We start from the raw sequence: 13,210 nt of genomic DNA, 5'->3' as shown, positions 1-13,210 counted from the left end.
CGATGACGCTCGCATCCGGCAGTTTCTCCCCGCTCGAGACTGCCGGGCCTCTGTTGGTCTGGATCATCGTCGTCACGTTCGTCTTCATCGAGTGCGCGATCATCCTCGGGTTGTTTCTCCCCGGTGATTCGCTTCTGATCACAGCCGGAATCGTTCTTGCCGGCCACGAATCCGGCGCGGGCCACGTGTGGGCGTTGTCTGTCGGTGCGATGATCGCGGCCATTGCCGGCAACCAGGTCGGGTACGTCATCGGCCACCGGACCGGCAATCACATCAAAGCCCGTAAGGGCGGCAAGTACTTCACCGAGAAGAACCTGCACCGCGTGAACATCCTGTTGGAAAAACACGGGTTCTGGGCGGTCCTGATTGCTCGCTGGGTTCCGTGGGTGCGCACCCTGTGCCCGATGGTCGCGGGCGCAGCCAAGATGAACCACACGCGCTACACCATCGCGAGCACCATCGGCGCGATCATCTGGGCGCCCGTGCTCCTGCTACTCGGTTTCTACGGTGGCTCGTTCCTCGATCGCGTGCCGTGGTTGCTGCCCGCCGTGCTGATCGTGATGATGGTCAGCTTGGTCATCGGTACTGCGCTGGGAATCTGGCAGTACCGCAAGGAGATGGCCCGACCGGCCGAAGACGTCGAGGTCGAAGAAGTCCTCGACTAGAAGCTGACTGCTCAGTGCAGGTGGCTCTGGTCCCACGCCGGCAGCGGGTCTTCGTAGCGAGTCCATGCCCGCGGTCCTTCACGTAGTTCGTCATCGGTCAGCAGAGCCGGATCGAGGATTCGTGACGGCTCCGCCGGGTCCAGTTTCACTCCGATGAACACGATCTCCTGCCCTGGCACCTCCGCCGCCGACGCCCACAGTTGAGCCGGTTCGATGACGAGGTTGGGGCCTGCCTGCGACCAGATCGCGGCGAACTCGGGCCGACTGGCGATCCAGCAGAATCCCTTGCTCCGCAGGAGTCCGGCGAACTGACCGAGCGCGGCCTCGAGTCGCGCCGGATGAAAGGGTCGCGAGGCGCGGTATGTGACGCTGCGTATTCCGTATTCCTCGGTTTCCGGGGTGTGCCCACCGGCCAGTTCCTCGTCCCAACCGGGTACCTGCGCAGCAAGTTCCGGGTTGTAGAGACCGGTTTCGAGGACACGGTCGAGGGTGACGTTGCCGTGATCTGTTCGAATCAGTTGAGCGGTGGGGTTGAGCCTACGAAGCGTCGCCTCGACGGTTCCTGCCGCCCGCGGGCTCACCAGGTCGGTTTTGTTCAGCAAGATGACGTCGGCGAACTCCACCTGATCGACCAGGAGATCGGAGATGCTGCGTCCGTCCCCCTCCCCGGCTTCGAGGTTGCGCTCGTCCAGTCGTTCGCCTTTTGCCAGCTCGCCGAGGAAGGTCGACGCGTCCACCACGGTCACCATGGTGTCGAGCTTCGCGAGCGAGCCGAGGCTGAAACCGTCCTCGAATTCCCAGTCGAAGGTGGCCGCCACCGGCATCGGTTCGGAGATGCCGGTGGACTCGATCACCAACTGATCGAATCGCCCCTCTCGGGCCAGGGCGCCGACGGCGTCGATCAGATCCTCACGCAGCGTGCAGCAGATGCATCCGTTGGTCAGCTCGACCAACTTCTCTTCCGTGCGGTCGAGATGACCCTGGCCCGCGACGAGGGCCGCGTCGATGTTGATCTCGCTCATGTCGTTGACGATGACGGCGACCCTACGGCCATCGCGATTGGCGAGAATGTGGTTGAGGAGTGTGGTCTTGCCTGCGCCCAGAAATCCGGACAGCACGGTTACCGGTAGCTGCTTCATTCCTTAATGGTAACCATTGTCATTATCGACAACAGCAGGCGGGCCTACTGCGCTGCAGAGGCACTACCCGAGAACTGGCTCTCGGGCCTCGGCAAACCGAAATGATCACGAAGGGTCGTACCCGTGTATTCAGTCCGGAAAAGACCGCGATCCTGCAGGATCGGGACCACACGCTCGGTGAAGATCTCGAGCCCACCCGGGTAGTACGGCGGCATGACGTTGAAGCCGTCAGCAGCACCGCTGGTGAACCATTCCTCGATCGTGTCAGCCACCTGCTCGGCGGTTCCGGCAAACACCCGGTGTCCGCGCGCACCCGCCAAACGATGAAGCAGTCCCCGAACCGTCGGACGCTCACGCTCGACGATGCCGGCGATCACCTGCAATCTACTTTGCTTGTTGTCGGTGACATCACCTGCCGCCGCGAACAATTCGACGGGAACCGGTGCATCCAGTTCCAGATTCCGAACATCGGTCCCGGTGAGTGCACCGAGTTGCGCGAGCCCGTACTCCGGCGAGGTCAACTCGTTGAATTCTCGCTCGAGCGCCTTGGCTTGTTCCTCGGTGTCACCGATGAACGGGCTGATTCCCGGCAGAATCTTGACATGATCGGGGTTGCGCCCGAACTGCGCAGCCCTCGACTTGATGTCGGTGTAGAACGCCTGCGCATCGGAAAGTCTCTGGTGCGCTGTGAAAATCGCCTCCGCATACTGACCGGCAAACGCGCGACCGTCGTTGGACGCACCGGCCTGCACCAGCACCGGGTATCCCTGCGGCGTTCGCGGTGCGTTGAACGGTCCCCGCACCCGAAGATGCCGCCCGACGTAGTTGATCTCGTGAATCTTGTTTCTGTCCGCGTAGATTCCGTTCTCCCGGTCCAGACTGATCGCGTCGTCCTCCCAGCTGTCCCACAACCGCACCACCGCGTCGACGAATTCCCTTGCACGCGAATACCGGTCCCCGTGATCCGGGTGCTTGGCCAGCCCGAAGTTGGCTGCCGCCAGATCCGTACCCGTGGTGACGATGTTCCACCCCGCGCGTCCGTTCGAGATGTGGTCGAGCGAGGCGAACAGCCGAGCCAGGTTGTACGGCTCGTAGTACGTGGTCGACGCCGTCGCGATCAATCCGATTCGCTCGGTCACCACTGCAATGGCCGTCAACAAGGTGATCGGCTCCAATGTCCCTGCGGGACCGTGCTCGACGTCGCTGCGCAACGCGGGACCGTCGGCGAAGAAGATTCCGTCGAACTTCGCCGCCTCAGCAGTGCGAGCGATCTCCTGGAAATACGTGACGTCGAACAGACGTTCCGGGGTTGTCCACGGATGACGCCACGCCGCTTCGTGATGACCGGCGGGGTGGATGAACGCGTTGAGGCTCAGTTGGCGCGGAGAATCAGACATGCCTGAATGCTGGCAACTGCCGCCGCAGTCCGACAGGGTTAGGGTTCGCGTGATTCCAACTCAGGGTGGGCAGGTCGGTATCGTCACATGGGTGAGCCGCGTAGTTGTAGCCGAGTTCGTACCGTCCGGAGCGACAGCAACTGTTCTTCATCAGTGGTGTGAGGTGTTCGCCGAAGGCCAGCGTCACCTGTCCGGGACTGCGCCGACAGCGACTGCGCTGATGGAAATGATCGAGGCCGAGGACAATTCGGCCGATGTACGGCGTTGGATTGCACGCGACGCCGGCACCGACGAGGTCCTCGGCATCGCCCAGGCACGACGCAACTCGGCCGAAGCCGATCTCGCAGAGTTTCGGATGTACGTGACACCCCACGCGCAGCGACGAGGGGTAGGACGAGCGCTTGCCGAACTCGTCGAAGTCGACATCGCCGGGTTCGGCGTGCGAAGAATCAGAGTGACGGCGCTCGTCGGAAGCGCAGCCGAGCATTTCCTGCGATCGTTCGACGGTCACCGCGTGTTGCTTCGGTTGGCCAACCAGGTTCAGCACCTCAGCCCTCCCACCGCACACAGCACCCGCCCCGGCTATCGAATCGTCAGTTGGCGCAACCGAACCCCGGACGAGCTGATCCACTCCTTCTCGGAGGCATTGAACCGACTCCTCGACGCGCCGGGCGCTGAACTGCAGGTGCCCGAACGTAATTGGGGAGCCGACGAGGTCAGATCGTGGGAACAGAAGATGACGGGTGGCTCTCAAGTACTCCTGGTGTGCTGCGCGGTCGACGACAGCGTCGGCGAAGTAGCCGCAGCGACAGTGGTGACGGTGGACGAACATGACAGCACCCACGCATCGCAGCACGACACCGTGGTACTTCCCCAGCACCGCGGACACGGTCTCGCTCAGTGGGTCAAGGAGCAACAAGCGTCTGTGTTGGCAGCTGAATTTCCCTCCGTGCGAAAGATTTACACAACGGTGAACGCGGAGAATCACCCGATGCTGACCGTCAATCGGAGCCTGGGATACCAGACCGTCGCGGAGCGGATCCTGGTGGAAATCAGGAGAGCCGAGAGTGCGCAGCACAAGCCTCGGTGACGATCTTCCTCCACAGGAGCGGGTGAGACTGCCAGAAGTTGTGCGCGACACCGTCGACGACCTCGAAACTACCGTTAGGCACGAGCTCGGCCAGTTGCTGCAACGGCCACGACGGGCGAATGTCGTCGGCCGCCGCGAGAAATGTCATGGGCACTGGTGAGTCGGCCAACTGCCGAAACAGCTGTGGTTCATGGATCCATTCGATGAACGATTCTTGAAGCGATTGCCAGACAACAGGTTCCCAAGGTATCTGCGGGTCCGGCTCGATTCCCGCTTCGTACTGCTTCGACCATGTCCGGTCCTTGTGGAGGCCGTGCCCCGCGATGCCGACGACGCCGGACACCGATTCCGGACAGTCGAGTGCGTACCGCACCGCCAAGTCGGATCCCCACGAGTGCCCCAGCACGACCCAGCTGTCGACCTCGAACGTGCGTCGGACGAGTTCGAGGTCCGCAACGGCCTGCGCCATCGTATGAGCGCCGCCACCGGACCGGCCGACTCCGCGTGGCTCAGGGCACCACGCGCGCATTCCTTCCGGAACCAGCTCGTCGTGAGCAAGATAGTGAACGCATCCCGGGCCGCCGGAGAGAACCAGAACGTCCGCCCCTGCCCCACCGACATCGATGTGAAGACGTACGCCGTCCGTGTCGACCACGTGCCGGGATTCCATGAGGAAAAAGCCTAACGCTTACGCGGGTATCCAGCCGCCGAGACGACAAAGGCTGCCTCCATGAGCATCCACCCACCTACCTGCACCGAGAGGTCTCGCTCGGGCACGCTCGACGAGCGCACCGTTCCGGCGGCGAAGGTGGCGATGTCGCCGGACAGACTCGGCAACTGAGCATCCTTGGTCCAGTCGTGCCCGAACAGAGGCAGGCCTTCGATCTGCAGTCTGTTGTTCCAGGCAGCTTCCGCGGAGGAGAGAACGATCTGCGCTGCGAGTTCGCGCGCTCGCAGGTCCTCGTGAGTCTCCCAGGACAGGTTCACCACCACGAACGCGAGGTAGCGAGCCAGGATTGCGTTGAACAGTCCGCCGTCGCCTCCGCCACCGCCCGTGATAACTCCGTACTCGGTCATGCCGTCGTAGACCGCGTCGACGAGTTTGTGGACTCGCTCGCGGTGGCGCGGTTCGCCCAATCGCGTCGACAACTCGGTTTCCAACCCCAGCGTGACGCCCTGACAGTACGAATAGATCGCGCGCTCGAGGGTGCCGTCGCGGCGGATACCGTCGAAGATCAGTCCGGAGTCCGGATCCCGCAGCGTCTCGTCGATCCAGTCGGCCGTTGCCTGCGCACGCCAGAGTTTTCCGGTGCGCGCCAGCATGATTCCGGCGGGTCCGTTTGCCGGCGTGTTGTAGAAATCGGAGCCTTTGCACCACGGAATACCGCCGCCGTCGGCCGGGGACCACGAATCGAAGAGTTGCGATTCGAGCGCCTGAACCGCGGTTCGGTGATCGACCGAGAACATGCGTTGCGCACGTTCGAGCGAGAGGCCCAGCCACGCCATGTCGTCGTAGTAGTTGTTGGTCCACGCCGAGACGTTGCGGACCCGCACACTGCGGGCAACCTTCGCGACCCGGCGACGACGCTTGGGGGTCGGGTCACGTTCGAGTGCGTCGATCGCAGTATCGAGCAGGTGTGCTTGCCACCAGTAGTGCCACGGCTTGAACATCCGCTCGCGTCGAACAGCAGGCCAGGCAACCACGCCGAGTGCTGTCCGGGGCATTCCCCACAGGCGCCGAAGGTGACGACTGACTATCGCGCCCTCAGCCGCATCGGCCCGCTCTGCCCACACTTCCTGCATAACTACCTATCCTGTCTGGTCGAGGCGCTACACGCTAGCCGGAATTCGCGAGCGAGATCAGCGGGAATCGGCGAGATCGGCATGCTCACGTACCCACGCGTGCATCGCGATGCCGGCCGCGACACCGGCGTTGATGCTGCGAGTCGAACCGAATTGTGCGATCGAGACCGTCATGGACGCAACCTCTTTCGCATGATCGGTCACTCCGGGGCCTTCTTGACCGAACAGCAGGATGCACTCCCGCGGCAGGCTTGCCGTTTCCAGCGGCACCGACCCCGGAGTGTTGTCGACGGCCACGATCGTGAGTGAATTCTCACGGGCGTACTCGACGAGTTCGCCGATGTCTGCATGGTGAACGATGTGCTGGTATCGATCGGTCACCATGGCGCCCCGCCGATTCCAGCGCCGACGCCCCACGATGTGGACCGCGGCCGCGGCAAACGCGTTGGCCGTGCGGACCACCGTGCCGATGTTGGCGTCGTGCGCGAAGTTCTCGATGGCGACATGCATCGTGTGACGGCGCGAGTCGATATCCGCGACTATCGCTTCCCGCGTCCAGTACCGATACTCGTCCAAGACGTTTCGACGATCACCCTCGGCCAGAAGTACCGGGTCGTAGCGCTCGTCGGTCGGCGGTTCCGTGTCGTTCTCCTCGGCCCAGGGTCCGACGCCGTTGGGATTCTCGCCCCACTCGGTGGGTCCCGGTTCACCGGCTCCGCCGGACACGTCGTCGGCTGCGACTTCGGACATCAGAACACCTCGTTGGAATCTGCAGCCACGGTGAAGCCGTGCGTGGTCTGATCGTTGACACACGAGACGTCTGTCGCGGTGGTCGTACAGGTGAAACCCAGTTTGCTCAGCGGTTGACCGGCCGCCAACACCGGATCGGCGTCGGGGCCGCCAGAGGTGTACACCTCTCCGCCCGAACACATGAAAGCACCCTCACCCTCGTCGGTGACGCGAATACCGTTGCCCCAGTTGACCATGCAGCTCTCCGGCCGCGGCGGAACGGGAGTGGTCGTTCCCTCGCACCCGGCTTCGATTCTGGTGGGCAACTTGATGATGCCGCACTGGAAGTTTCCGTCTGGAGTGGTGAAGTAGTACGACTCGTTGCGCTCGAACTGCACGTCCGTGAGTGTCGTCGTCGGTGGCAGCGTCGTGGTCGGTGGTTCGGTGGTCGTGGGGACGACGGGCGCGACGGTGGTGGTTGTCGTCGGCACTGCGGTAGTGGTGGACGAACTGGGCTGCGCCGCTACGGTCGGCGCTGAATCCGCCTCCCCGCCGCACCCTGCGAGCACGAGCGCCGACCCGACGCCCAACAAGACGAACCCCACCCGAACACGAACCACCCGACTACCTCCACACACGTCATCTTGGCCCAGCAACAGCCGACAGTGCACTCTATCGTGCGGTCGACTAAGTGCTGGTGACGCGCTTGTTCATCAGCCGTGAGAGCCACGCGGGCGAGAACCGCGACGCGCTGAGGAAGAGCTTCGCCTGAGTTCCGACCGGGTAGTGAACCTTGTGCATCCGTCCGGCGCCGCGTGTGGCCGCCCACAGTTCCTGCGCGACGTCGGTTGCAGTCAGCTTGATACCCAACGATCTGGTGGCTCCGGTGTCCATTCCAGTGACCATCGCGGTCTGGACGAACAACGGCCAGAGCGCGAGAACACGGATGTCGTGCTGTGCCCATTCCAGATCGAGCGCCTCGGTCAGGCCGCGGATCGCGAACTTGGTTGCACCGTACGTCGCCAGTTCGGGCTGGCCGTAGATCGCCGAAGCGGAGCACAGATTGACCACCTGAGCGCCGACGGTATCGCGGAGGTACGGGAAAGCCGTGTGCGTGCCGTTGAGGGTGCCGGTGATGTTGATGTCGACCATCCGGCGATGCGCCGCAAGAGAAATATCCTCGAACCGTCCCGACGAGAGCACGCCCGCATTGTTGATCAGGATGTCCAGACGCCCGGACTCCCCGGCAAAATCGGCCAGACACTGCGCCCATCCCGCCGGATCGGTGACATCCAGGACACCCGTCGCGACACTGCCGCCGAAACCGTCGATCTCGGCCTTCAAGGAGGCAAGGCCGTCGTCGTCGATGTCGAACGCGCCGACGCGGTATCCGTTGCGCGCGAACAACAGCGACGTCTCCCGCCCGATTCCAGCCGCAGCACCGGTGATGAAGACGTTCGGTTCGCTCATCCGGTCAGGCTATCCTGGATGTGGAGGAAATCTGATGAATCACCGTCGCGTCGTACACACCGTGTGTTTCATCGCGGTGGGGTATCTGATCGTGCTCGCCGTGTGGCTCGGATGGCTGGTCGAGCACACTCCGCCTGGCACGCTGCCCTATCAGATCGGCGGGCTGCTCGCCGCTTTCGGCTCGATTCTCGGATTCGGAATGGCATGGGCCAACCGCCCGACCCGCGCCGAGCGCAAACTCGAAAAGCACGGCCTCGAAGGGTGGGCACGAATCGACACCGTCACACCCCTGCGCCGAACCGTCGACGGCGAATTGGCCAAGCTCGCACTCCACCTCACGGTTCCAGGTTCCGATTCGTACTCGGGCCGGATCGAGTACGAGATCCGACCCGAGTACAAAGACAAGATCACTCCCGGATCCACGGTCACCGTCATGGTGGACCCGAAGAACCGAGACCGAATCATGCTGTGCCCGTGAAAGACTAGACGCTCTTCTTGCGCCCCAGCGCCAACATGCCCTCCACCAGCATCAGCTGCGCTCCCGCGTACGACGCCAGGATCACACCCTCGGCAGCAGCGCGGCCGGCGGTCCCGCGGATGAACAGACGACGCACCACGATCAGTCCGTCGGATGCGGTGAAGAGCACTCCGCCCAATCCGAGCCAGGAGCGTCGATCCTTGTTCGGGACGACCACGTCGAGCACGGCCTTGGACTGCGGTGCCAGAGCGGGGTCCGCCGACAACGTCGAGGTGGTTCCCAACATCAATCCGTATCCGGTGAGCGGCGTCGACACGCTCGGGGCCTTGGCACGGAGCAGTCCGGACGCCGTCGACCAACCGCTGATGCGGGGCCGCAGGGCAGCGCGGGTCGGCCGAGCGCCGCGCCGCAGCAGGAGCGCCGAGTAACTGGCCTGCATCACCGCGAACGAGGACGCGCCCTTGATCAGACGAGCATCGTTGTCCGGGTCGATCATGAACACGTCGCCGACAGTTGCAGCGGCGAGACCGGCCAGAAGCAGTGCGGTATCGGCAGTTTCCGTCTCCGAGCGCTTGCGCAGCACTCGGGCGGCCAGAGCGGGTGCGATCAACGGCTTCGCGATCTGCTGAACCCGCTCGTTACCGACTACTGCCCCGAACACTGTCGCTGCCGTCGCCGCCGCAAAAACTGCGAGCTCGATGCCCCACTTGCCCGCCATCACAATCCTCCTGTTGGTTACACGTCCAACAGCGACCGTACTGGGTCACTCAGGCGGCATCGCCGGATTTGACGTCCGCGCCGTAGACATCGACGTATTCCTGCCCCGACTGGTCACAGAGCACTGCCATCAATTCGTCCGTCGCCGCACGCACGACGGCCTGGTAGCCACGAAGTTCGCGGTACCGAGAGAAGTCGATCGGCTCCCCTACCGTGATCCGGACCTTGCTGAAGCGCCACATCCGCGTACCCGGCGGGTTGACTGCGTCGCCGCCGTGTACGACGACGGGAATGACCGGCGCCCCGGTTTCCAATGCAACTCGAATCGCTCCGGTCTTTCCCTTGTACAGGCAACCGTCGGGTGATCGTGTTCCCTCGGGGTAGATCCCCCAGACACCACCCTTGTCGAGAATCCCGATGGCCGTGTCCAACGCCGCACGGGAGGCGTCGGCGCCGCTACGGTCGATCGGCACCTGACCGGCCCCACCGAAGAACCAGCGCTGCATCGCGCCCTTCACACCGGTCCCGGTGAAATATTCACTCTTCGCGACGAAGGTGATGCGTCGGCGCACCATGAGAACCAGGAAGAACGAGTCGACGACTGCCCGATGGTTGCCGGCGAGAATCACCGGCCCTTTCTTGGGGATGTGGTGCTGACCCTCGATCGTCGGCCGCCCGAACAGCCAGAGGACCGGGCCGATCAGGACGTATTTGAACAGCCAATAGAGCACAGGGCATCACCTTTTCCGTCTAGTAGACAGTGTCTACGACGAGAATAGTAGACACTGTCTTCCATGACTGTCAGCAGCCTTCGCGAAACACTCGTCGCCACCGGCGTCGAGATTCTCGATGCCGACGGCGCCACAGAACTGACGCTACGGGAGATAGCGCGTCGGGCGGGCGTGTCGCACGGCGCCCCGCGGAGATACTTTCCGACCCACAACAGCCTGCTAGCCGCAATTGCCTCATACGGCCTGCGCGATCTCGCCGACAGACTCGATCCCGTCCTCGCCGGCAAACAACCCGCTCGTAGCCGATTGATCTCGGCAGCAATCGAATACGTGTCATTCGCCCAGGAGCGACCGGCGATGTTCGAGTTGATGTTTCGCCACGACCTCCTCGAGGGCGCAGGCAGCAACCTCCGAGAGTCTTCACTCCCGCTCTTCGCCGCCCTGCAATCCCTGACCGAAGAGGCCGACGCCTCCGATCCCACCACATCTGCGTTGAACATCTGGACCGGAACCCACGGCATCGCAGTGCTGGCGGCAAATCGAAGCCTCGCACTCGTCGCACCCGACCTCGATGTGCCGTCGCTGGTAGCCACCGCCGTGACGGACCACCTTCCACGGACTCGTTGATTTACATAGTTAACCTATGCAATAATATTCTTCGTGACAGACGAAGAACAGCAACTGCACGAACTACTCGTCGACCTCGTGAGCAATACGCACCGCTTCGCGAAGCTGGCAGGCTCCTTCGCGTCCGATCAGTACCCACGCGCCTGGCTGCGCGCACTCTCGCTACTCGAGGAATACGGCGAAATGCGGATCAGCGACTTCGCTCGACTCGACAGAAGCTCGCAGCCCTCTGCCACTGCACTACTGCGCAAACTCGGCGAGAACGGTTACGTCGAACGCCGCGCCGACCCCGAGGACGCCCGGGCAGTTCGAGTGGCCATGACGGACAAGGGACGAAAGATCTTGAACGACGGCCGAAACGAGATCGCCGACGCTCTAGTCCCCCACTTCGTCGAACTCGGGCCCGAGCAGATCAAGAAACTGGCCGACGGATTGGCCGAATTGCGTTCCATCATCAAGACTTCCGATCCCAGCTGAAACACCCACCACTGAAAAAGGAGGTGGCCGTGAGCAACACGACCGCGACATCAACGCACCAGAACGAGGCTCCGCCGAGCCTCCTGAAACAACCGAAAGCGGTGTGGGCGGTAGCCTTTGCCAGCGTCATCGCCTTCATGGGCATCGGATTGGTCGATCCGATCCTCAAACCGATCGGCGAACAACTCGACGCCACACCGTCGCAGGTTTCGCTGCTGTTCACCAGCTACATGCTCGTCACCGGCGTGGCCATGCTCATCACCGGTGTGGTGTCCAGCCGCATCGGCGCCAAGAAAACACTTCTTGCAGGCCTTGCCATCATCATCGTGTTCGCTTCTCTGGCAGGCGCTTCCAGCACCATCGGCCAGATCGTCGGATTCCGTGCGGGCTGGGGACTCGGCAATGCACTGTTCATCGCAACGGCGCTCGCGGCAATCGTCGGCGCGGCCAGCGGCGGCGTGGCACGGGCGATCATCCTGTACGAGGCTGCACTGGGAATCGGTATCGCAGTCGGACCGCTGGTCGGCGGAGTTCTCGGTGACATCAGCTGGCGCGCACCGTTCTTCGGCGTCGCAGCCCTGATGGCGGTCGCCTTCATTCTCATCGTCGTGATGCTTCCGAGCGCACCCAAGCCCGAACACCACACATCCATCGCTGCGCCCTTCCAGGCGTTGCGGCACCGCGGGCTACTCACCGTTGCCATCACCGCGCTGCTCTACAACTACGGATTCTTCACGCTGCTCGCGTACACGCCGTTCCCCCTCGACATGGGGGCGTACCCGATCGGATTCATCTTCTTCGGTTGGGGCCTGATGCTGGCGATCTCGTCGGTTTTCCTCGCCCCTCGCCTGCAACGACGCTTCGGCACCCTGCCGATGATGATGCTGGCACTGACCCTGTTCGCACTCGACCTGGGCATGATGGCGCTGTTCACCGAGAACAAGATCGTATTGATCGTCGGTGTCGTCCTCGCCGGTTTGTTCCTCGGCGTGAACAACACACTCATCACCGAAACCGTCATGATCTCAGCTCCCGTGGAGCGGTCGACCGCCTCGGCTGCTTACAGCTTCGTTCGATTCGTCGGCGGCGCCGCTGCTCCGTGGGTAGCCGGCAAGCTCGGCGAATCCAACGTCCACATGCCGTTCTGGGTCGGCGCGGTGCTCACCCTCGCCGCCGTATTCGTCCTGTCGAGCGGACGTAAGGTTCTCGCTCACGTCGACGACCACGATCCCGCGCCGCACAGCGTCGACGAAGCACTCGCCGTCACCGTAGGCGACTGACCCCTGTGAGTGGTTGAGGAGTGCAGGGACTCCTTAACCACTCACGGGCGTCAGCTCAGGTTCAGATCTTCCAGGCCCAGCAGCGAGCGGTACTCGACGCCCTCGGCACCGATCACCGCATCCGCACCCGTGGCGCGATCTACGACCGTAGCGACTCCGACCACGGTGGCCCCTGCCTCGCGCAGGGCCTTCACTGCTGTCAACGGCGAATTGCCCGTCGTGGTCGTGTCCTCGACAACCAGGACACGCTTGCCGACGATGTCCGGGCCCTCGATCTGGCGCTGCATCCCGTGGGCCTTCGCAGCCTTGCGGACGACAAACGCATCGATCGGTCGGCCGGGAGCGTGCATCACCGCCATGGCAACCGGATCGGCGCCCATCGTCAAACCGCCGACGGCGTCGAAATCCCAGTCCGCGACCAGTTCACGCAGCAGCGAGCCGATCAGCGGCGCTGCCTTGTGGTGAAGTGTCGCGCGGCGAAGGTCGACGTAGTAATCGGCTTCCTTGCCCGAGGACAACGTCACCTTTCCGTGTACAACAGCCAATTCGCGCACCAGCGCAGCCAAATCCTCACGATCGCTCATGAGTGCTCAGCCTACCGACCACT

At 63.2% G+C, this 13,210-nt stretch carries 16 protein-coding genes; 6 read left to right on the top strand and 10 right to left on the bottom strand.

The genetic code is table 11. The annotated features are described in order from the left end of the window. Window positions 1-2 precede the first annotated feature (2 nt). A complete protein-coding gene (locus M0639_RS06995; RefSeq protein ID WP_003944306.1) occupies window positions 3-665 on the top strand; it encodes a DedA family protein in 663 nt (220 codons plus the stop codon). Window positions 666-676: 11 nt separating this feature from the next. Here M0639_RS06995 and M0639_RS06990 read toward each other — a convergent pair whose 3' ends face one another. Both M0639_RS06990 and M0639_RS06985 read right to left on the bottom strand, forming a co-directional pair. Next, window positions 677-1,804, bottom strand: coding sequence for a GTP-binding protein (locus tag M0639_RS06990; RefSeq protein ID WP_064074651.1), 1,128 nt, complete (start codon window positions 1,802-1,804; stop codon window positions 677-679). A gap of 44 nt (window positions 1,805-1,848) precedes the next feature. Further along, complete coding sequence (locus tag M0639_RS06985) at window positions 1,849-3,201, bottom strand: LLM class flavin-dependent oxidoreductase (RefSeq protein ID WP_064074650.1); 1,353 nt, start codon at window positions 3,199-3,201, stop codon at window positions 1,849-1,851. Window positions 3,202-3,292: 91 nt separating this feature from the next. Here M0639_RS06985 and M0639_RS06980 point away from each other — a divergent pair, with 91 nt between their 5' ends. Next, a complete protein-coding gene (locus tag M0639_RS06980; RefSeq protein WP_231915013.1) occupies window positions 3,293-4,291 on the top strand; it encodes a GNAT family N-acetyltransferase in 999 nt (332 codons plus the stop codon). Here the strand turns inward: M0639_RS06980 and M0639_RS06975 are convergent. The 5 genes from M0639_RS06975 to M0639_RS06955 form a co-directional block, all read right to left on the bottom strand. Next, entirely contained in the window at window positions 4,254-4,961 is a 708-nt protein-coding gene (locus M0639_RS06975) for an alpha/beta fold hydrolase (RefSeq protein ID WP_064074648.1), read from the bottom strand. The genes M0639_RS06980 and M0639_RS06975 overlap by 38 nt on opposite strands. Window positions 4,962-4,972: 11 nt before the next feature. Then, a complete protein-coding gene (locus M0639_RS06970; protein WP_003944321.1) occupies window positions 4,973-6,094 on the bottom strand; it encodes a glycoside hydrolase family 76 protein in 1,122 nt (373 codons plus the stop codon). Between the two features lie 57 nt (window positions 6,095-6,151). Continuing rightward, window positions 6,152-6,844, bottom strand: a complete 693-nt coding sequence (locus M0639_RS06965; RefSeq protein WP_064074647.1) for a TrmH family RNA methyltransferase — start codon at window positions 6,842-6,844, stop codon at window positions 6,152-6,154. Then, window positions 6,844-7,443: a DUF6636 domain-containing protein gene (locus M0639_RS06960; protein WP_064074646.1), complete on the bottom strand. Its 600-nt coding sequence runs from the start codon at window positions 7,441-7,443 to the stop codon at window positions 6,844-6,846. Before M0639_RS06960 ends, M0639_RS06965 begins: the two co-directional genes overlap by 1 nt. A gap of 67 nt (window positions 7,444-7,510) precedes the next feature. Beyond that, complete coding sequence (locus M0639_RS06955; RefSeq protein ID WP_064074645.1) at window positions 7,511-8,293, bottom strand: SDR family oxidoreductase; 783 nt, start codon at window positions 8,291-8,293, stop codon at window positions 7,511-7,513. Window positions 8,294-8,327: 34 nt separating this feature from the next. Here M0639_RS06955 and M0639_RS06950 point away from each other — a divergent pair, with 34 nt between their 5' ends. Next, a complete protein-coding gene (locus M0639_RS06950; protein ID WP_064074644.1) occupies window positions 8,328-8,771 on the top strand; it encodes a hypothetical protein in 444 nt (147 codons plus the stop codon). Between the two features lie 4 nt (window positions 8,772-8,775). Here the strand turns inward: M0639_RS06950 and M0639_RS06945 are convergent, their stop codons facing one another. Together M0639_RS06945 and M0639_RS06940 are read right to left on the bottom strand one after the other, a co-directional pair. Next, a complete protein-coding gene (locus M0639_RS06945) occupies window positions 8,776-9,489 on the bottom strand; it encodes a lysoplasmalogenase (protein WP_064074643.1) in 714 nt (237 codons plus the stop codon). Between the two features lie 49 nt (window positions 9,490-9,538). Beyond that, window positions 9,539-10,219 carry a lysophospholipid acyltransferase family protein gene (locus M0639_RS06940; RefSeq protein WP_003944312.1) on the bottom strand — a complete coding sequence of 227 codons (681 nt, stop codon included), beginning with the start codon at window positions 10,217-10,219 and terminating at the stop codon, window positions 9,539-9,541. Window positions 10,220-10,282: 63 nt separating this feature from the next. On the opposite strand from M0639_RS06940, the gene M0639_RS06935 reads away from it, so the two are divergent. Genes M0639_RS06935 through M0639_RS06925 form a run of 3 tightly spaced genes read left to right on the top strand, consistent with a single transcriptional unit; the run spans window position 10,283 to window position 12,603 of the window. Next, the gene (locus M0639_RS06935) at window positions 10,283-10,846 is read left to right on the top strand and encodes a TetR/AcrR family transcriptional regulator (protein ID WP_054187132.1); all 564 of its coding nucleotides are present in this window, start codon (window positions 10,283-10,285) and stop codon (window positions 10,844-10,846) included. A 33-nt stretch (window positions 10,847-10,879) separates the two neighbouring features. Further along, window positions 10,880-11,323: a MarR family winged helix-turn-helix transcriptional regulator gene (locus M0639_RS06930; protein ID WP_003944339.1), complete on the top strand. Its 444-nt coding sequence runs from the start codon at window positions 10,880-10,882 to the stop codon at window positions 11,321-11,323. Window positions 11,324-11,346: 23 nt separating this feature from the next. Continuing rightward, entirely contained in the window at window positions 11,347-12,603 is a 1,257-nt protein-coding gene (locus M0639_RS06925; protein WP_003944384.1) for an MFS transporter, read from the top strand. 50 nt (window positions 12,604-12,653) lie between these two features. Here the strand turns inward: M0639_RS06925 and pyrE are convergent, their stop codons facing one another. Beyond that, entirely contained in the window at window positions 12,654-13,187 is a 534-nt protein-coding gene (gene pyrE / locus M0639_RS06920; protein ID WP_003944385.1) for an orotate phosphoribosyltransferase, read from the bottom strand. Window positions 13,188-13,210 lie beyond the last annotated feature (23 nt).

The sequence above is a fragment of the Rhodococcus qingshengii JCM 15477 genome (assembly GCF_023221595.1).
Classification (GTDB): Bacteria; Actinomycetota; Actinomycetes; order Mycobacteriales; family Mycobacteriaceae; genus Rhodococcus_F; species Rhodococcus_F qingshengii.
This window is presented reverse-complemented; position numbering and strand designations above follow the sequence as displayed.

Excerpts from the sequence above, each read along its gene's own strand:
- M0639_RS06995 (WP_003944306.1), top strand. The coding sequence starts at position 3 with ATGACGCTCGCATCCGGCAGTTTCTCCCCGCTCGAGACTGCCGGGCCT.
- M0639_RS06990 (WP_064074651.1), bottom strand. The coding sequence starts at position 1,804 with ATGAAGCAGCTACCGGTAACCGTGCTGTCCGGATTTCTGGGCGCAGGC.
- M0639_RS06985 (WP_064074650.1), bottom strand. The coding sequence starts at position 3,201 with ATGTCTGATTCTCCGCGCCAACTGAGCCTCAACGCGTTCATCCACCCC.
- M0639_RS06975 (WP_064074648.1), bottom strand. The coding sequence starts at position 4,961 with ATGGAATCCCGGCACGTGGTCGACACGGACGGCGTACGTCTTCACATC.
- M0639_RS06970 (WP_003944321.1), bottom strand. The coding sequence starts at position 6,094 with ATGCAGGAAGTGTGGGCAGAGCGGGCCGATGCGGCTGAGGGCGCGATA.
- M0639_RS06965 (WP_064074647.1), bottom strand. The coding sequence starts at position 6,844 with ATGTCCGAAGTCGCAGCCGACGACGTGTCCGGCGGAGCCGGTGAACCG.
- M0639_RS06955 (WP_064074645.1), bottom strand. The coding sequence starts at position 8,293 with ATGAGCGAACCGAACGTCTTCATCACCGGTGCTGCGGCTGGAATCGGG.
- M0639_RS06950 (WP_064074644.1), top strand. The coding sequence starts at position 8,328 with ATGAATCACCGTCGCGTCGTACACACCGTGTGTTTCATCGCGGTGGGG.
- M0639_RS06945 (WP_064074643.1), bottom strand. The coding sequence starts at position 9,489 with ATGGCGGGCAAGTGGGGCATCGAGCTCGCAGTTTTTGCGGCGGCGACG.
- M0639_RS06935 (WP_054187132.1), top strand. The coding sequence starts at position 10,283 with ATGACTGTCAGCAGCCTTCGCGAAACACTCGTCGCCACCGGCGTCGAG.
- pyrE (WP_003944385.1), bottom strand. The coding sequence starts at position 13,187 with ATGAGCGATCGTGAGGATTTGGCTGCGCTGGTGCGCGAATTGGCTGTT.